The 18,599-nt window shown below is 65.1% G+C and carries 15 protein-coding genes; 7 read left to right on the top strand and 8 right to left on the bottom strand.

Features of this window, described 5'->3' with window-relative positions; all coding sequences use genetic code 11:
- The first annotated feature begins 5 nt into the window (after positions 1-5).
- The 6 genes from nosZ to AABA86_RS28840 are packed head-to-tail and all read left to right on the top strand — an operon-like array spanning position 6 to position 6,634.
- Entirely contained in the window at positions 6-1,952 is a 1,947-nt protein-coding gene (nosZ, locus tag AABA86_RS28815) for a TAT-dependent nitrous-oxide reductase (RefSeq protein WP_338309218.1), read from the top strand.
- A gap of 24 nt (positions 1,953-1,976) precedes the next feature.
- Positions 1,977-3,332 (top strand): nitrous oxide reductase family maturation protein NosD, encoded by a 1,356-nt coding sequence (locus AABA86_RS28820; RefSeq protein WP_338309219.1) that lies wholly within the window; start codon positions 1,977-1,979, stop codon positions 3,330-3,332.
- Positions 3,329-4,249, top strand: coding sequence for an ABC transporter ATP-binding protein (locus AABA86_RS28825; RefSeq protein WP_212249408.1), 921 nt, complete (start codon positions 3,329-3,331; stop codon positions 4,247-4,249). Before AABA86_RS28820 ends, AABA86_RS28825 begins: the two co-directional genes overlap by 4 nt.
- On the top strand, positions 4,246-5,073 hold the full coding sequence (locus AABA86_RS28830; protein ID WP_338309220.1) for an ABC transporter permease: 828 nt from the start codon (positions 4,246-4,248) through the stop codon (positions 5,071-5,073). The genes AABA86_RS28825 and AABA86_RS28830 overlap by 4 nt, the downstream gene beginning before the upstream one ends.
- On the top strand, positions 5,070-5,642 hold the full coding sequence (locus AABA86_RS28835; RefSeq protein ID WP_212249406.1) for a nitrous oxide reductase accessory protein NosL: 573 nt from the start codon (positions 5,070-5,072) through the stop codon (positions 5,640-5,642). Before AABA86_RS28830 ends, AABA86_RS28835 begins: the two co-directional genes overlap by 4 nt.
- Positions 5,639-6,634: an FAD:protein FMN transferase gene (locus tag AABA86_RS28840; RefSeq protein ID WP_338309221.1), complete on the top strand. Its 996-nt coding sequence runs from the start codon at positions 5,639-5,641 to the stop codon at positions 6,632-6,634. The genes AABA86_RS28835 and AABA86_RS28840 overlap by 4 nt, the downstream gene beginning before the upstream one ends.
- Before the next feature lie 8 nt (positions 6,635-6,642).
- Here the strand turns inward: AABA86_RS28840 and AABA86_RS28845 are convergent, their stop codons facing one another.
- From AABA86_RS28845 to AABA86_RS28865, 5 genes are all read right to left on the bottom strand, one after another.
- Positions 6,643-7,470, bottom strand: a complete 828-nt coding sequence (locus AABA86_RS28845; protein WP_338309222.1) for a hypothetical protein — start codon at positions 7,468-7,470, stop codon at positions 6,643-6,645.
- 85 nt (positions 7,471-7,555) lie between these two features.
- Positions 7,556-8,845 carry a siderophore utilization protein FsrB gene (fsrB, locus tag AABA86_RS28850; protein WP_338309223.1) on the bottom strand — a complete coding sequence of 430 codons (1,290 nt, stop codon included), beginning with the start codon at positions 8,843-8,845 and terminating at the stop codon, positions 7,556-7,558.
- Positions 8,846-8,905: 60 nt separating this feature from the next.
- Positions 8,906-10,894, bottom strand: coding sequence for a TonB-dependent siderophore receptor (locus tag AABA86_RS28855; protein WP_338309224.1), 1,989 nt, complete (start codon positions 10,892-10,894; stop codon positions 8,906-8,908).
- A gap of 583 nt (positions 10,895-11,477) precedes the next feature.
- Complete coding sequence (locus AABA86_RS28860) at positions 11,478-13,472, bottom strand: primary-amine oxidase (RefSeq protein ID WP_338309225.1); 1,995 nt, start codon at positions 13,470-13,472, stop codon at positions 11,478-11,480.
- A 15-nt stretch (positions 13,473-13,487) separates the two neighbouring features.
- Complete coding sequence (locus AABA86_RS28865; RefSeq protein WP_212249400.1) at positions 13,488-14,678, bottom strand: serine hydrolase domain-containing protein; 1,191 nt, start codon at positions 14,676-14,678, stop codon at positions 13,488-13,490.
- Between the two features lie 183 nt (positions 14,679-14,861).
- On the opposite strand from AABA86_RS28865, the gene AABA86_RS28870 reads away from it, so the two are divergent.
- Positions 14,862-15,851 (top strand): helix-turn-helix domain-containing protein, encoded by a 990-nt coding sequence (locus AABA86_RS28870; protein ID WP_338309226.1) that lies wholly within the window; start codon positions 14,862-14,864, stop codon positions 15,849-15,851.
- 14 nt (positions 15,852-15,865) lie between these two features.
- On the opposite strand, the gene AABA86_RS28875 is transcribed toward AABA86_RS28870, so the two are convergent.
- The 3 genes from AABA86_RS28875 to AABA86_RS28885 are packed head-to-tail and all read right to left on the bottom strand — an operon-like array spanning position 15,866 to position 18,462.
- Positions 15,866-16,639 carry a MetQ/NlpA family ABC transporter substrate-binding protein gene (locus AABA86_RS28875; RefSeq protein ID WP_338309227.1) on the bottom strand — a complete coding sequence of 258 codons (774 nt, stop codon included), beginning with the start codon at positions 16,637-16,639 and terminating at the stop codon, positions 15,866-15,868.
- A gap of 28 nt (positions 16,640-16,667) precedes the next feature.
- Entirely contained in the window at positions 16,668-17,333 is a 666-nt protein-coding gene (locus AABA86_RS28880; RefSeq protein WP_212249397.1) for a methionine ABC transporter permease, read from the bottom strand.
- Complete coding sequence (locus AABA86_RS28885) at positions 17,323-18,462, bottom strand: methionine ABC transporter ATP-binding protein (protein ID WP_338309228.1); 1,140 nt, start codon at positions 18,460-18,462, stop codon at positions 17,323-17,325. The genes AABA86_RS28880 and AABA86_RS28885 overlap by 11 nt, the downstream gene beginning before the upstream one ends.
- Positions 18,463-18,599 lie beyond the last annotated feature (137 nt).

The raw sequence follows: 18,599 nt of genomic DNA on the forward strand, positions 1-18,599 counted from the left end.
CAATCATGAGCGAAAACGAACAGGCAAAGGGCGTCAGCCGGCGAGCAGTGCTCGGAACGACGGCGGCTGCGGCGGGCGTAGGCCTTGCGGGCGGAGTGGCGCTGAAGGACGGCGGCTTCGTCTCGTCTGCCGACGCGCAGACCAAGAACGCAGCTCCGAAAGCGCCGGCGGCAAGGTCGGCCGTGCTGAAGACCGAGGTCGCGCCGGGAGAGCTCGACGAATACTACGTGTTCTTCTCGAGCGGCCAGTCCGGCGAGATGCGCATCATCGGCCTACCCTCGATGCGCGAACTGATGCGCGTGCCGGTGTTCAACCGTTGCAGCGCCACCGGCTGGGGCCAGACCAATGAAAGCCTCAAGGTTCTGACCGAAGGCATGCAGCCCGCCACCCGCGAATTCCTCAAGAACCGCGGCGGCACGTTCATGAACGGCGACCTCCACCATCCCCACATTTCGTTCACAGACGGCACCTATGACGGTCGCTATGCCTACATGAACGACAAGGCCAACAGCCGCGTCGCGCGGGTGCGGCTCGACATCATGAAATGCGACAAGATCGTCGAGCTGCCGAACCAGCACACGGTCCACGGCCTGCGTCTGCAGAAATATCCGCGCACGGGCTATGTGTTCGCCAACGGCGAGGACGGCGTGCCGCTGCCCAATGACGGCAAGGTCCTCGACGATCCCAAGCAGTATCACTCGATCTTCAGCGCGATCGACGGCGAAACGATGAAGGTGGCCTGGCAGGTGATCGTCAGCGGCAACCTCGACAACGTCGACGCCGACTACCAGGGCAAGTACTGCTTCGCGACCTGCTACAACGGCGAGGAAGGCGTCACGCTCGCCGAGATGACCGCCAGCGAACAGGACTGGGTCGTCATCTTCAACATCAAGCGGATCGAAGAGGCCGTGAAGAAGGGCGACTTCAAGGAGATGAACGGCGTGCCCGTCATCGACGGCCGCAAGGGCTCGGCCTACACCCGCTACGTTCCGGTCTCGAACAATCCGCACGGCATGAACACGGCGCCGGACGGAATCCACATCGTGGCGGCCGGAAAGCTCTCGCCGACCGTGACCGTGATGGACGTCCGCAAATTCGACGATCTGTTCGACGACAAGATCAAGCCGCGCGACGTCGTCGTCGCGGAGCCCGAGCTGGGACTCGGACCGTTGCATACTGCCTATGACGGCAAGGGCAACGCCTACACCACGCTGTTCCTCGACAGCCAGGTCTGCAAGTGGAACATCGACCTCGCCAAGCGGGCCTTCAAGGGTGAGAAGGTCAATCCCATCCTCCAGAAGATCGACGTGCACTACCAGCCGGGTCACAACCATTCCTCGATGGGCCAGACCAAGGAGGCCGATGGAAAGTGGCTGATCTCGCTGAACAAGTTCTCGAAGGACCGCTTCCTGAACGTCGGGCCGCTCAAGCCGGAGAACGACCAGCTGATCGACATTTCGGGCGATCAGATGAAGCTGGTGCACGACGGCCCGAGCTTCGCCGAGCCGCATGACGCGACCATCGTCCACCGCTCGAAGATCAACCCGATCTCGATCTACGATCGCGCGGATCCGATGTTCGCCGATGCGGTCAAGCAGGCCAAGGCGGACGGCATCAATCTGGAGGCGGATTCGAAGATCATTCGCGACGGCAACAAGGTGCGCGTCTACATGACGTCCACCGCGCCCGCCTATGGCCTCGATCAGTTCCAGGTCAAGCAGGGTGACGAAGTGACCGTCTTCGTCACCAACATCGACGCCGTCGAAGACCTGACGCACGGCTTCTGCATCGTGAACTACGGCATCCAGATGGAGATCGGCCCGATGGCAACGGCGTCCGTGACCTTCACGGCCGACAAGGCGGGTGTCTACTGGTACTACTGCTCGTGGTTCTGCCACGCCATGCACATGGAGATGAAGGGCCGGATGTTCGTCGAACCCAAGTCGGTTTGACGTCGGTCTGATTGGAGCGACCTCGTGGGTCTTCTCTTACGCATGTTTCCGGCGGCGCTGGTCGCCGCCGGATTGTCCGGCTTCGCCAGTGCGGAGACGTTGACGGCTGCGCCGGACCGACCGCTCCAGGCGGTGCTGGACGGCGCCCGCCCCGGCGACGTCGTCGAGCTGGCGCCCGGCGAATATCACGGTGCGATCCGGATCGACCGTCCCTTGCAGCTGGTCGGGAGCCGAGGCGCGGTGCTCGACGGCGACGGCTCCGGCAACGTCATCACCGTCACCGCGCCCGATGTCACAATCCGCGGCGTGACCATCCGGGCATCCGGCCGCGACCTGCAGGAGATGAATTCCGGGATATTCCTGCAAAAGACGGCAGAACGCGCCAAGATCGAGGACAACCGGCTGGTGGGAAACCTGTTCGGCGTCTATGTGCACGGCGCCCAGGGTTCGCGCGTCGTCCGCAACGAGATCGAGGGACTGCGTGGCGGGCGTCTCAGCGAGGCAGGCAACGGCGTCTCGCTGTGGAATGCGCCCGACGTCACCATCGCCGACAACACGTTCCGCTACGGCCGCGACGGCATCTTCACGATTTCGAGCCGAAAGGACCGCTTCATCAACAACCGCTTCGAGCAGGTCCGCTTCGCCGTCCATTACATGTACACCAACGACAGCGAGGTGAGCGGCAACGTCTCGATCGGCAACCACGTCGGCTACGCCATCATGTATTCGAACCGTCTGGTGATCCGCGGCAACTCCTCCGATCACGATCGCGACCATGGGATGCTCTTCAACTACGCGAACTATGCCCAGATCGAGGACAACCGGGTCACGGGCGGCCCGCTCGGCGCGATGACACAGAGTGCGGAGGACGGTCCCGCCGACGAGCGAGGCATGCTTCCGCAGCAGGCACGGGAGACTACTCTCAAGAGCGGCCCGGAGAAATGCGTGTTCATCTACAACACCAATCACAACAAATTCCGCAACAACTGGTTCGAACGCTGCGCCATCGGCGTGCACTTCACGGCCGGCTCCGAAGGCAACGAAATCACGGGCAACGCCTTCGTCGGCAACGCCAACCAGGTGAAATATGTCGGCACCCGGCACCTCGACTGGTCGACCGGCGGGCGCGGCAATTACTGGAGCGATAATCCGGCGTTCGATCTCAACGGCGACGGTATCGCCGACACGGCGTACCGGCCGAACGACCTCATCGATCGCGTGCTGTGGACGGCGCCGGCAGCGAAGGTCCTGATCAACAGCCCCGCCGTCCAAGTGATCCGCTGGGCGCAGGCACAGTTTCCCGCGCTGCTGCCGGGCGGCGTGGTCGACAGCCATCCGCTGGTGTCGCCGCCGCGGACCCCGGCGAAGGAAACACGATGACCAGCACGGTACGCGTCAGCGACGTCACCAAAGCATATGGCCGGGTCGAGGCCGTGCGCGGTGCGTCGTTCACGCTTGGCCAGGGCGAGCTGGTCGCCTTGATCGGGCACAACGGCGCCGGCAAGACCACGCTCATGAAGCTCATGCTCGGGTTGATCCGGCCGACCAGCGGCGCCATCGAGGTTCTCGGAGACAATCCCGCCGCAGGCGAATTCGCGGGCCGACGACAGCTCGGCTACCTGCCGGAAAACGTCTCCTTCGACCCCGCCCTCACCGGCCGCGAGACCCAGGCCTTCTACGCCAGGCTGAAACGAGAGCCGGTCGCAAAGTCGCTGGAGCTGCTCGACGCCGTGGGCCTCGGAGCCGCCAGCCGCCGCCGGGTCGGCACCTACTCCAAGGGCATGCGTCAGCGGCTGGGGCTCGCGCAGGCGCTGCTTGGCAAGCCGCGCGTGCTGCTGCTGGACGAGCCGACCACCGGCCTCGATCCGGAGCTGCGGCAGACCTTCTACGACATCATCGCCCGGCTCTCCGCTGCGGGCGCGACCGTGCTGCTGTCGTCGCATGCGCTGACCGAGCTCGAGGAGCGCGCCGGCCGGGTCATCATCATGAACCGCGGCATCAAGGTCGCGGACGGATCGATCGACGAGCTGCGTCGTCTCGCCCGCCTGCCCACCAGGATCCGCCTCAAGGTGGCTGGCCTCGCCCCGAGCGAGATGCCGCCCTGGGCGCCCAAGGACGTGGCTTGCCGTCGTTTGAACGGCCACATCGTCGAGATCGACGCCGCGCCGGAGCGGAAGATCGAGCTGCTTCATCGTGCGACGGCCGCCGGCAATTCCGTCGAGGACGTCGACGTGGTCCCGCCAACCCTCGACGAGCTCTACGCTCATTTCCTCCGGCAATCGGAGCAGGCGCCATGAATGTCCTGATCATCGCCGCCAAGGAAGTCCACCAGGCCATCCGCAATCGCTGGGTGCTTGCCGCAACGCTCCTGCTCGCCGGGCTTGCCCTGTCACTGACTTTTCTCGGCAGCGCGCCGACCGGGAACGTGGGCGTCCGCACCCTGGACGTGGTCGTCGTCAGCCTGTCGAGCCTGACGATCTTTCTCGTTCCGCTCATCGCGCTTCTGATCTCCCATGACGCCATCGTCGGCGAGATGGAACGGGGGACGATGCTGTTGCTGCTGAGCTATCCGGTCGCGCGATGGCAGGTGCTGCTCGGCAAGTTCTTGGGCCACCTCGCCGTCCTCGCCTTTGCGACCTGCCTCGGCTACGGCGCGGCGGTTGGAGTGCTGGCAGCGACGGGCAGCCAGATTGATCGCGATAGTTTTCTCGCGTTCGCGGCGATGGTGGGCTCCTCCGTGCTGCTCGGCGCCGCTTTCGTCGCCATTGGATATCTGGTCAGCGCGCTCGTGCGCGACCGTGGAACGGCGGCCGGCATCTGCATCGGATTGTGGCTGCTGCTCGTGCTGATCTACGACATGGCGCTGCTGGGCGTGCTTGCGCTCGATCAGGGACGCAGCATCTCGGCGAGCGTGCTCAACGCCCTGCTGCTGTCGAATCCGACCGACGCCTACCGGCTCATCAACCTGACCGGATTCGCCAATGTCAGCACCTTCGCCGGCATGGCTGGCCTTGCCCAAACCACGTCCCTGACGATACCGGTCCTTCTGACCGCCCTGCTCTGCTGGACGCTGCTGCCGCTGGGGCTGGCCGCGCTCGCCTTCTCGCGGAGGGAGCTATGAGGCGCCGAACGATCCTCTTCGCCTTGTTCTTGCCGCTCGCGCTGGCGGGCTGCAACGAGAAGCAGGCCGCGAAGATCCCGCCGCCGCATCGGATGACCGCGGAAGACATCGGCCATTACTGCGGCATGAACGTGCTCGAGCACCCGGGACCGAAGGGCCATATCTTCGCCGCGAGCCTGATGGAGCCCGTGTGGTTCTCGTCGGTGCGGGACACAATCGCCTTCACCATGCTGCCGGACGAGCCCAAGGACATCCAGGCGATCTATGTGTCCGACATGGGCAAGGCGCCTGACTGGGCCAAGCCCGGCGCCGACAACTGGATCGAGGCGCGCAAGGCGTTGTTCGTGATCGAGAGCCGGGTCAAGAGCGGCATGGGCGGCGACGAGGCCGTTCCGTTCTCGGACCGCGCGGCGGCGGAGAAGTTCATCGGAGAAAACGGCGGCAGGATCGTCGGCTTCGACGACGTACCCCGCGACTATGTCTTGACGTCGGCGAATGTCACCGGCGCCGCTGCGGCCGGCGAAGCGGCCGAAGCCCCGCCGGGCGAACGACCGAGGAGGACGCCATGACGCGAGCACTGACGCGCCGACGCTTCATCCGGATCAGCGCGGCGGCAGCGGGCCTCGGCGCGCTGTCCCCAGGACATCCCGCTCGTGCGGAGGTCGCGCCGGTGACCTGGCGTGGCACGATGCTGGGCGCGGTCGCCACGATGGAGATCCACGACGAAGACCGCAGCCGCGCAGAGCGGCTGATCTCGCTGGCCTGCGCCGAGGCGCGGCGGCTCGAGCGGCTGTTCAGCCTCTACCTGAACGATTCCGCCCTGGTCGAGCTGAACCGGACCGGTGTCCTGATCGATCCCGCCGCAGAAATGGTCGATCTGCTGTCGACCTCGCAGCACTATTCCACGGTGACGGGCGGTCTGTTCGATGTCACGGTGCAGCCGCTGTGGGAGCTTTATGCCCGCCACTTCGGTCAAGATGACGCGGATCCGGCCGGTCCTGCGCCAGCCGAGGTCCAGACCGCGCTCGCGCGGATCGGCAGCAGTCGGCTGACGATCAGCCGCGACCGGATCGTGATGCCCAAAGGCATGACCGTCACCCTGAACGGAATCGCGCAAGGCTACGTCACGGACAAGGTGGTCGAGCTGCTGCGGGCACACGGCATCTCGCGCAGCCTGGTCGACATGGGCGAGCCCCGCGCGATCGGCACGCGTCCGGATGGACGGCCCTGGGAGATCGGCATCGCCGATCCAGACATTGTGGACCGCACGAAAACGGTGCTGCCGATCGTCGACCGCGCCGTGTCCACCTCGGGCGGCTACGGCTTCCAGTTCGACCTCAGGGCGCGCTTCAACCATTTGTTCGATCCCCGATCAGGCGGCTGCGCCCACCGCTATCGCAGCGTGACGACCGTGTCCCGTTGCGCGACCGCCGCGGACGCATTGTCGACGGCGTTCAGCCTGATCTCGGAAGACGAGATTCGATCGCTCTTGCCGCATGTCGACATCGACCGCGTGCACCTGATCGACGGGGCCGGCCGATCGGTCGAATTGTCGGCGTAACCTGCGCGCTACCGCAGCGGCAGCAGCTCCAACTGGCTCTGCGCCTTCTTCACGGCCGCTGCGTACCAGCTCTGGCTCGGCGCTTCCTTGGCGAAGCATTTCGTGTAGGCGTCCATGGCCTGATCCTCGCGGGCCATGTCGCCGCGCGGGTCCTTCTTGTTGACGGGTTTCGCCATCATCTGCTTCCACACCCGTTCGCAGGCCGGGATTTCAGCGGTCTTTAACGCGTCCGATGTGGCGAGGAAGTAGACCTTATCGCCCTTGATCGCGACGACGTCGATTTCATCCGGCGCTCCCTTGAGCCCGCCATTGCCGCGCAGGCCGAGCACGGCGACTGCAGCGCTCGCGGATGCGGGCCTTGTGATCGGCAGCTCGGCATATTTGGCGAAGGCGGCGTCCTGGATCGCCTGATAATAGAAGCGGTCGGACTTGAACGCGGCGCCGCTGTCCTGCGGCATGCCGTCCTCGCGATGCTCGCGTAGCCAGTGCGTGAGCAACCCCGTGGTGGTCACCACGGCCTGCATCTTGTCGCCTTCGGAGGCGAAACCGAGCCCGTCGAGATGGCCGAACCCGATATCACTCTTGAACAGCGTGTCGACGTTCGACTTGCCGTCTGCGGGAAGCCCCTTGATCGTGACCGGTCCCACCAGGCCGCGCAGCACGCTTGCCAGCTCCTTGAGCGCCGCATCATGCTGCTTGTAGATCTCGTCGCTCTCCTTGGCACTCGAGAATTTTGCGATGTAGCGATCGCGCAGGTCGAGATAGTGCTGCTCCGGCGCGGCCGCATGGGCGGGCGTCGCCAGGGCGAGCAGGCAGAGCAAGGCAAGCGATTTCATTCGATGTCCGGGGACTGGGAGCGATCTCCAGTCTTTGTGCCCGCCACAGGCGGGAAGGTTCATCCGTAACGACCCGTACGGGACCCTACTCCGCCGGCGTCAGCTGCCGATCCAAGCGCATCGCCGCGGTCGCGCGCACGCGGACGCGGGCGCGGCGCTTGCGCCACCAGATCACGACGCCGGTGACCGAGAGTGCCGCCACCACCAGGCCCATGATCGAGATCAGGATGCGGCCGAACAGTCCGACGATGCGGCCCGAATGCAGCGGAAACTGCGCCTGGACGAAGATGTCGGCGGCGGTACCGACCCAGGGCAGCCGTTCGCCGATCGGGCGGCCGTCCTCGCTGTCGTAATAGAGCTGCGCCGGGCCGACGCCGCCGGCGCCGTGGTCGTCACCGGGGTGGAAGAAGGCGGCGGCATAGACGCCATGGGCAGGGCCGTAATTGATCGAGCCGACCGGGATCGTCCATCCCCGCGCCTTGCCGTCGGCGGCGGCGCGTGCGGCGATGTCGGCGAAGGTGACTTTGGGCTCGATGGGATCGTCGAGATCGCGATAAGGCCGCTGCTCATAGGGTGTCGGCGTGTAGTTCGAGACCATCTTCATCAGCGGCGAGAACACCTCGAAATAGAGGTTCAGCGAGAACGCCGTGAAGGCGATGACGAACAGCACGCCCCAGGTCCAGAGACTGAAGGCGCGGTGGATGTCGAAATTGATCCGGTAGGCGCTGCCGGAGGTCTTGATGGTCCAGGCCGGCGCCCATCGCGACCAGAAGCCGCGATCGAGCTGGCGCGTGACGGCAGGCGCCCGTGCCGCCTTGGCGCGCCTGCGCGAGGGCAGTGTCAGATAGAAGCCGACGAAGCAATCGATGGTCCAGATGATGGCGATCACGCCGAGCACCCGCATGCCCCAGCGATCGCTGCCCCAGAATTCCGGGATGTGCATCGTGTAGTGCAGCTTGTAGAGAAACGAGACGAAGTTTTCCCGCGTGACAGGCCAGACCGCGCCCCAATAGCGCCGGCCCAGCTCCGCGCCGGTGTTGGGATCGAGGAACACCTGATTGTAGTCGAGGCCGTAGCGCTTGCCGGTCGCCGGATCGATCCGCGGCATGACAAAGAACCACAGCGAGTGGCCCTGCTCCGGCGTCATGAAGAGATAGACGACGCGCGCACGGGGATCGCGCTGCTCGATCATCCCTGCGAGCTCGATCGAGGGGATCGCCGGGCCTTTGCTGCTGACGTCGAACAGATGGCCGTTCAGGACGTCGTCGATCTCGTGATCCCAGGAGATGATCGCGCCGGTGATGCCGGAGAAGAACAGGAAGCCGGCCGTGAGCAATCCCGCCCAGCGATGCAGCCTGCCGAATATCGCTCTCATGGTCGTCAACTCTCATCAAGCGGTCCGGCTGCCTTTACCGGGACCGTCCTCAGAATGAACTCACCATCGGTAAGTCAGCTTGCCGATGGCTTTCCGTCCCTCCGCATAGAAGCAGCCGGACAGGCTGTAGCAGGCGGCGACATAGCGCGTGTCGGCGAGATTGGTGACGTTCAGCGACAAGCGCCAATTGTCCCTGGTGTAGGCGAGCAGCGCGTCCAGGACGGTCGCCGATCCCACCTTGAAGGTGTTGGCATCATCGCCCCAGGTCGCGCCGACATAACGGATGCCGCCGCCGAACTGCAGGCCTGCGAGCAGTCCGCTCTGGAGCGTGTAGTCGCTCCACAGCGAGGCGCGGTTGAGCGGCACGGTGACCGGCGCCTTGCCGACATTCACCGGATCCTGCGTGACCATCGCATCGACATAGGCATAGGCCGCGCGCAGGTTCCAGCCATCGGCAAGCGACATCGAGCCTTCGAGCTCGATGCCGCGGGATTTCACCTGCCCGGTCTGTTCGGCCAAGTTGAGCGGCGGCGCGTAGGTGACGACGTTGTCGCGCGTCAGGTCGAAGGCGGCGAAGGTGAACAGCGCATTCCAGCCGAGCGGCTGGTACTTGACGCCGACCTCGTACTGAACGCCGGTCTCGGGATTGAGCATCTGTCCGGACGGACCGGTCGCGAGCACCGGCAGGAACGACTCGGAATAGCTGAAATAGGGTGCGATGCCGTTGTCGAAATTGTACATCAATGCGGCGCGGCCGGTGAAGGCCGACGCATCTTTCGAGACCGAGGTGTTCGAGATACCGCTGTCGACCTGCGTCGTCACGAAATCCTGGCGCCCGCCGAGCTGGAGCGACAGCCGGCCGAGCTTGATCTGATCCTGCGCATAGAGGCCGACCTGCGACTGCTTGACGCCGGTGTTGTCACTCATGCCGCCGATGGTCCAGTCGTAGCTGTAGACCGGGTTGAAGACGTTGATCTCGGGCGCCGACGTCGTGACGGCGAAGGCGGTGTCGCGGAACGTCGTATTGCGGTAGTCGACGCCAACCAGCGTGGTGTGGCTGAGGATGCCGGTGGTGAATTTACCCTGGAGCTGGTTGTCAACCGCGAAGGAGTTGATGTAGGAGTTGCTGTAGCTGCCGAAGCGCGCGAGCTGCCCCGCGGCCTCGTCGGTATAGCCGCCGCCGTAAAACACCTTCTCCTCGTTGTGCTGATAGGCGTAGCGCAAATTCTGCCGGAAGGTGATGTTGTCGGTGAAGTTGTGCGACAGCTGGTAGCCGGCGGTCGCGATCTCGGTGTTGAACGCGTTGAAGCTCGGCACGCCCGCGAAGAACGAGACCGGAATGGTGCGGCCGTTGTTCGGCCACACCGTGCCCGAGGCCGGCAGGAACTGCAGGCCCCACCCTGCCCTGTCCCTCTGATAGTTGGCGACCAAGGTAATGGTGGTGTCTTCGTTCGGCTTGAAGGTGACGGCGGGCGCGATGAAGACGCGGTTGTCCTTGGTGAAGTCGACCTGGGTCTCGCCGTCGCGGACGACGCCGGTGAGGCGCCACAGCACCGTGCCTTCCTTGTTGGCGGGGCCGCCCATGTCGAACTGGCCCTGATAGCGGTTGAAGCTGCCGCCGGAGATCGAGACCTCGCCGAACTGCTGCGCCGTCGGCAGCTTGGTCACGTAGTTGAGGATGCCGCCGGTGCCGCTGCCGCCATACATCGCCGATGACGGGCCCTTGAGCACCTCCAGGCGCTCGGCCCCGTAGGGATCGAGGCCGTTGAAGTGCACGTAATTGCTGGAGGGAATCCGCAGGCCGTCGACATAGAGGCCCGACATGGTCGTGTCGAAGCCGCGGATCTGCAGAGCGCCGAAGCGGGTGTCCGAGCCGCCATTGACGTCGCCGCTGACACCGGCGGTGTAGCGCAGCGCCTCGCCGATCGAGACCGCGCCCTGATTCCTGACCTGGTCGGTGGTGACGACGGAGACCGACTGCGGGGTTTCGATCAGCGGTGTATCGGTCTTGGTGGCCGTGCCGCTTCGCGTGGCGACGAAACCGCGCACCGGACCATTGGCACGTTCGCCCGTCGCGCCGTTCGACGATGCCGACTGGGTTGGCGTGGCTGGCTGCGCGGGAGAGCGACGATTGGCGCGAGAGGTGCGTGTCGCCGCCCTTCGCGACGAAGCAACCGCCGCAGGACGGGCGCGCTGAACCGGCGCATCGACGGTGACAGCGGGAATTTGCGTTTGGGCTTGCACGGAACCGAAGGGCATGGCGAGGGAGAGCGTACTGACCGCTCCGAGGAGCAGCATGCGAATCTGTCGATGACGCGTGTGCTCACGCGAAAAAGGTTGGAAGTCGGTCACGTCTTTTATGCCCCACGCACTGCCGGCTTCGCCGGTATCGTTCTTGATGCCTCGCCCTAACTCAGGCGATTTCGGAGTGCGATAGGAACGGCGTTAGAATTTCTCCAGACATGCGAGCAGCATGTGCGACGAATGCGCTCACGCGCGCTGCGACGTCGCTTCTTTAGAATTGGAATATTTCCAGACTGAGATCGCGATTCTGTTCGAAACGCGACCGCAAGCGACGGCTGCATCGCGCAATAGAGTTGCGACCGAAGCCGAAGGCGCAAGCCGTTGATGGTTACGCCCGGTCCGCGTGACAACAGGTCGCGGAGTCGCCCTTCTCGTGTGCCATCACGCTGCGGCTGTTGCGGTCCGGCGGGATGTCGCCGGCTGCATTGGCGGCGAAAAAGCCGGTCGGCTTCAGCAGGAAGCCGGCATATTCCACCGGCATGATCGGAAAGTCCTCGGGCTTGCAGACATGGGTGTGGCCGAACGAGTGCCACACCACGATATCGGCATTCTCGATATTGCGGTCCTTCGCGGCATAGCGCGGCAGGCCATCGCCGCCGGCATGGACGTTGGGATAGTCGCCGCTTGCGTATTTCTCGGCCGGATCGAATGCAGTCACCCATACATGCTTGGTCGCGAAGCCGCCGCGCTTGCGCACGTAACTGCCCTCCTGCGCCAGAATCAGCGGGCTCGGATTGACGACGAGCTTGTAGGCCGGAGCATTGCCGACCGAGTTGGTCTCGTTGGGATTGCTGATCTTCCAGAACCGGCCGGTTTGGCCATTGGCGATGCCCGCCGCATCATGCTCGCGCGACAACACCCGCGTCGTGGTGTCGAAGACGTTGCCGTGCGGATTGTCGTCACCCCAGGGCCGCGGCACGAAATCGTGCTCGGTGACGGTGTTGCCGCCGCCGTCGAGATCCATGTGCAGGCGGACGTTGAAGAAGTGCTGGTGCGTCGGTCCGCCCAGATTGTCGTCGACCATGCCGCCCCATTTGTACGTCTCGCCTGATGGCACGGCGGCGGTCTGGATGATGCCGGTGAGCTTGGTCTCCAGCTGGATCGTGCCGTCCTGGTAGAGATACCAGTAGAAGCCGTAATCGTAATTGCCGACGGTCGCGAAAAACGAGATCACGAGCCGCCGCGAGCGGCGGACCTCGAACAGGCCGTTGCGGAACTCATAGTGCTTCCAGGCGATCCCGTAATCTTCCTCATGCATGCAGATGGCGTTCTGCATGACGAAGGGCTCGCCCTTGCTGTCCGCGGCCGGCACGTCGAAATAGCGGATGTTGCCGAGACAGTCGCAGCCGAGCTCGAGCGCGTTCGCGAGCATGCCGAGGCCGTACTCGCCGGCATCGAACGCCGACTTCCAGAAATGGTTCGCGGTCGGATCGGCGTAAGGCACCACCATCTCGGTGACGCTGGCGCGATGGATCAGTGGGCGCTTGCGCGCGCCGTCCTGGTAGGCGAGCTGATGCAGCACGAGGCCCTCGCGCGGCGTGAAGCCGATGCGAAAGCTCCATTTCTGCCAGTCGACCTTCCAGCCGTCGACCTTGAAGCTCGCACCTTCCGGCTGCTCGATGTGCAGCGGCTTGATGTCGGTGCGCGGATTGGTCATCTCATGCGCGCCGTAGTTCCGCTTCTTGCGCGGAATCGGCACGATCGGATCCTCATCCGTGAGGTCGATGACCTTGCCGCCGATCAGGTCGACGACAGCGACCACGCCCTCGATCGGGTGCGCATAGCCGTTGTCCTGGAGGTGCTCGCGAAAATAGCTGACGGCACGCACGATACGGGCGCCGCGCTCGAACTCCTTGTCGAAGAAACCCGACGAGAACGGATCGACCTGGACCAGCTCGATGTCCTTGTCGGAAAGCCCGCGCCGCACCATCGCCGCCCGCCAGCCGGGATCGGCCTTCACCACGGCCTCGCACTTGAAGAATTCTTCCAGCATGACCGGCGGCTGTCCGTAGGGCGCCTCGCGGTTCGGAATGACTTTTCGCGCCATGATCTCATTGCGGGTGAGATCGACGATGTGCTCGATCGCCTCACCCGTGGTGATGTCCAGCGTCAACGTGAAGGCGCGGCGCCCTGCGCTGTCTGCGGCCAGCTCCTGCTTGGTCGGCTCCTCCAGCCGCACCGTCGGGAAGCGGCAGTTCTCCGGCGAGGTCGCGGCGGCGCGCACCAGCGCGCAAGCGGCGGTGATCTCCTCGGTCGTCAGCGGATCGAGCGGATGCGGCGTCGCGGTCCCTGCTTGCGATTTGGCTTTGACGGTATCGAGCATGGGGATGTCCAGAAATCAGGCGAGATGCGCGGTGATGGCGTTGAAGGCGGCGAACCAGCGCTGGTCGACCGGAACGTCCATCGCCTTGGGCTGCGTGGCGAGCTTGACGATGACGGTGTCCGAGTCCCAATCGACATAAAGATGTTGGCCGTGGATGCCGATCGCGGTCATGGCGTTGCGCGCCGGATCGATCGTGAACCATTTGCTGCGATAGCGCGCGCCCGGGAAAAACTCGGCGAGGTCGCCGTCGGCCCAGGCTTTGGGATCGCCGTTCTCGCGGATGTCGTCGATCCACCAGCCCGGCACCACCTGCCGCCCCTCGACCACGCCGCGGCAGCGGATCATCTCGCCGAAACGGATGAGGTCACGCGCGGTGACGGAGATGCCGCCGGCGATGCGGCCCATGCCGTGGCTGTCGAGCGTGAGCGAGCCGTCTTCCTCCGCGCCCAGGGGCTGCCAGAGATATTCGGAGAGGATGCGATGGTAGGGCATCCCACAGGCGCGCTCATAGACCCAGCCGAGCACCTCGGTATTGGGCGAGACGTAGTGGAACACCTTGCCGTGCGGCTTGCCGGTGCCGCGCAAGGTTGTGAGATAAGCGCGCTGGTGGCCTGCGTCGACGCCCGGCGGCGGCACGTCCCAGCCCGAGGAGAACCGATAGCGCGCAACGTCGCCGGCGGGATCCTCGTAATCCTCCTCGAACTTGATGGCGACGGCCATGTCGAGCAGGTTGCGGACCGTGCAACTGCCATAGACCGAAGTCTCCAGCTCCGGCACGTAGCGTACCACCCTCGCCTCGGGATCGAGCAGCCCGCGCGCGGCGAGCACGCCGCCGAGGGTGCCGGCGATCGCCTTGCTGATCGAGCAGATCAGATGCGGCGTGGTCACGCTCATGCCGTCGCCGTACCATTCGTGGATCAGCGTGCCCCGGTGCATGACGAGGAGCGTATCGGCAAACGTCTCGCGGAGCGTGGCTTCGATCGTGGTCTCCTTGCCATCCGGTGCGGTGAAGCCGAGTTTTGCCAGTTCGCGCGGCGCGCTTCGCATCGGCGTCCGCTGGGCGGAGCGGCGGATCTCTGCGGTCGGCAGCACTTCGCGGGTGTGGGTAAAGCCCCAGCGGATCGCGGGAAAGCTGCGCCAATTGGCGCGCGTCACCTGCGCCTCGGGCGCGGGCGGGCTGCCGCGCATGATCTCGGTCGGTCGCATCTCGATCCCTCCGCAAAGCAGCCCCGAACCCCGTTGTCGGGAACGACTGGCGCGGAAGACTGCACGGAGGGTCGCGGTGGGCGTTATCGAGATCCGGCAATATTTTGCTGGACAGCGCCTATAGCCATGCCAGTCTGGCGCGGGTCTAGCTGGCTGTCGGGTGGTGAATTTCGACGTGTCGTCATGCCCTTAGGCGCAACTCCTCCAACTCCAGACCCGGCTGCCGGCCTGTTTCAGGCCAGCAGCACCGATGTCGACGAGCATTGCGCTTCGCTCGGCCGCTGGCGGCTCAGCTACGACCAGATCAGCGCCGGAGCCTTCAGGGGCGGCTTCACCCAACTCTCCCTGCCCCGGCTCGAGGTCTTCCGCGAGATCACCAGCCAGCAGGTCCGCCAATACGGCCAGTTAGGGGCCGACAGCTTCGGCATCGGTCTGCCCTGGCGCGGTGACGGCGAGGTCAATTGCAACGGCGCCAGCGTTGCGGGCGCCCAGGTCATCGCCTGCGTCGACGCCGAGGTCGATATGTGCACGCCAAAGTCATTCGAGCTGCGCGGTGTTGTCGCCAGCGCGGCGCTGATCGAGGAGCTTGCGGCCCGGCTCGATATCGAGCTGCCGCGCGCAGTCTGGCACCAGTTGCGGGTGATCGAGATGGCGCAGGCACCGGTCGCGCGATTGCGCGCTCACCTTGCCGCGATCCACGAGACCATCTCGACTGCCCCCGAGCGGTTCGACGATCCGGCCGTCGGGCAGGCGCTGGAAGACGCCCTTCTCGTCGAGATCATGGACATGCTGCCGACCGCACGCCCCAGCGATCCCGGCCGCAGCGCCGCGGCGCGCAAGCGCACCGTCGATCGTGCGCGGGCGCTGATGCATGGCAGCGGCGATCGCTCGCTCTCGCTGCTGGAGGTCTGCAAGGCGGTCGGCGCCAGCCCGCGCAAGCTCGGCTATTGCTTCCAGGAAGTCGTGGGCACGAGCCCGATGCATTATTGGCGGGCGATGCGGCTCAACCGCGTGCGCCGCGACCTCAAGCGCGCCAGCGGCATCGAGAGCTCTGTCTACGACGTCGCCGTGCAGCACGGCTTCTGGCACTTCAGCCAGTTCTCGCTCGACTACAAGCGCCACTTCGCCGAGCTGCCTTCGCAGACGCTGCGACGCGCCAGGCTGGCGGCCTGACGCGCCCTCTCGCCTTACCAGGTCGGCAGATAAGTGCCCTTGAAGCGCTTCTCCAAAAATTCCTTCACTTGCGCGGAGTGATAGGCCTCGATCAGCGGCTTCACCCAAGGCTTGTCCTTGTCCTCTTCGCGAACGGCGAGGATGTTCACCCAGGGGCCGTCGGGATTCTCGCGGGCGATCGCATCGGTCGCCGGATTGAGGCCGGCCTGCACCGCGTAATTGTTGTTGATGGAGACGACGTCGACGTCCTGCAGCGCGCGCGGCAGCTGGGCGGCATCGAGCTCGACGAAGCGAAGCTTCTTCGGGTTGTCGGTGATATCAGCGATGGTCGAGGAGACGTTGTTCGGGTCCTTCAATTTGATCACGCCGTGCAGCGCCAAGATCATCAGGCCGCGCGCGCCGTTGGAGGGATCGTTGGCGATCGCGACACGGGCACCTTCCGGCAGGTCGGCGAGATTCTTGTATTTCTGCGAATAGACGCCCTGCGGCGAGCCGATCGTGTTGGCGACCTTGACGATCTTCCAGCCGGTCTTGGCGATCTGGTTCTTCAGATACGGCTCGTGCTGGAACGAATTGGCCTCGAGATCCTTCAGGGCCAGCGCCTGGTTCGGGATCACATAGTCGGTGAACTCGACCACCTTGATGTCGAGGCCGCGCTCGGCGCCGACCTTCTTCACGACGTCGATGATCTCGGCATGAGGACCGGCGGTGACGCCGACGCGGATGGTTTCGGCTGTCGCCGTGGTCGCAAACAAGGCTGCAGCCGCAAGGGTTGCGAGAAAGCGCATTGAAGTCTCCAGTTTCAGGATGGTGGTATCAGTGATGCCGCAGCCGGCGGTTGACCCGCCGCGCCAGATAATCGCCCGCGCTCTGCACGAGCTGCACCAACGCGATCAGCACGACCACGACGGCGAGCATCATCTCCGGCATGAAGCGCTGATAGCCGTAGCGGATGCCGAGATCGCCAAGGCCGCCGCCGCCGACCGCACCGACCATCGCGGAGTAGCCGAGCAGGCTGACCACTGCGAGCGTCAGTGCCAGCAACAGGCCCGGCAGCGCCTCGGGGATCAGCACCTTGAACACGATCTGAAGCGGCGAGGCGCCGAACGAGGACGCCGTCTCGATCAGGCCGCCATCGACCTCGCGGATCGCAGCTTCGACCAGACGCGCGATGAACGGTGCCGACGCGATCGTCAGCGGCACGATCGCCGCGGTCGAACCGATCGAGGTGCCCGCGACAAACCGGGTGAACGGGATGATGGCCACGACCAGGATGATGAAGGGCGTCGAGCGCGTCGCATTGACGACGATGCCGAGCGCGCGGTTGACGAGTGGGGCCGCGAACAGCTCGCCCTTCCGGCTGGTCGCGAGGAAGACGCCGAGCGGCAGGCCGAAGACTGTGCCGAGCAGCGCCGCGATGCCGACCATGTACAGGCTCTCGAAGGTAGCCTGGATGATCAAATTGATGAGTTCAGGCGACATAGCCGAGATGCTCCGCCGGGAATTGATATTGAGACAACCAGGCAAGGACCCGCGCCTGCGCGTCCTCGCGGCCGGGAATGCCGAGAACGAGCGAGCCGACATGCTGGCCGCCGATCTCGTCGACGCGCGCCGATAGCAGCGCGACGTCGAGGCCGAGCTCGCGAGCGAGCCGCGCCACCACGGTGTCGCCTGCCCCTGCCCCGCGGACCTCGACGCGGATCACGGCCTGCCCGCCAACGGGCGGCTCGGCCACGATCCGGCTCGCCAGCGAGACCGGCAGGCTGTCGCCGATAACTTCCGCGAGGAAGGACTGCGTGATCGGATGTTTTGGATGGGTGAAGATGTCGGCGACATGGCCGCTCTCGACCACGTGGCCGGCGTCGAGCACGACCACTTCCTTGGCGAGCTGGCGTACCACGGACATTTCGTGGGTGATCAGCACGATGGTCACGCCCAGCTCGCGGTTGATGTTGGCGAGCAGATCGAGGATCGCGCGCGTCGTCTGCGGATCGAGCGCTGACGTCGCCTCGTCCGACAAGAGCACGCTCGGCCGCGTCGCGAGCGCGCGGGCAATGCCGACGCGCTGCTTCTGGCCGCCGGAGAGTTCTGAGGGATAACGGTCGTGCTTGTCGGCGATGCCGACGAGGGCGAGCAGCTCGGTGACGCGGGCCTTGATGTCGGCCTTGGACCAGCCGGCGATCTCGAGCGGCAGCGCGATGTTGTCGGCGGCGGTGCGCGACGACAGCAGGTTGAAGTGCTGGAAGATCATGCCGATCGAGCGCTGCGCCAGCCGCAGCTCGCGGCCGGCGAGCGCCGAGATATCGCGGCCGTCGACGACGACGCGTCCCGTGGTCGGCTTCTCCAGCCCGTTGATGAGCCGGACCAGGCTCGACTTGCCGGCGCCGGAGCGGCCGATCACGCCGGTGATGGAGCCGCGGGGAATCGCGAAGTCGATGTCCTGCAGCGCGTTGACGCCGGGCTTGCCGCGATAGGCGGGATAGATCTTCGAGATGCCGGCGAAACGGACCATCGCGTCCGGTTCCGGCGCGGCGCGTGAGATCGCTTCAGGCGGCGCAATCGGCTGTCCGACGGCAAGCGATTGGTGAGCGTTCATGGAGACGGCCTTCATGCACAATAGTTCTCTCGCTCACCCGAAAAGGCAAACGAAAGCCGGGTCGCATCAGCGACTGGAGATGGAACAGCAGCATACGCCTCTGAGGGCAACGCGCTGCACCGCAGCACGCACCATCGCCTTTTCCAGTCTTT

Origin of the sequence: Bradyrhizobium sp. TM233 (assembly GCF_036247965.1) — a bacterium.
Classification (GTDB): domain Bacteria; phylum Pseudomonadota; class Alphaproteobacteria; order Rhizobiales; family Xanthobacteraceae; genus Bradyrhizobium; species Bradyrhizobium ottawaense.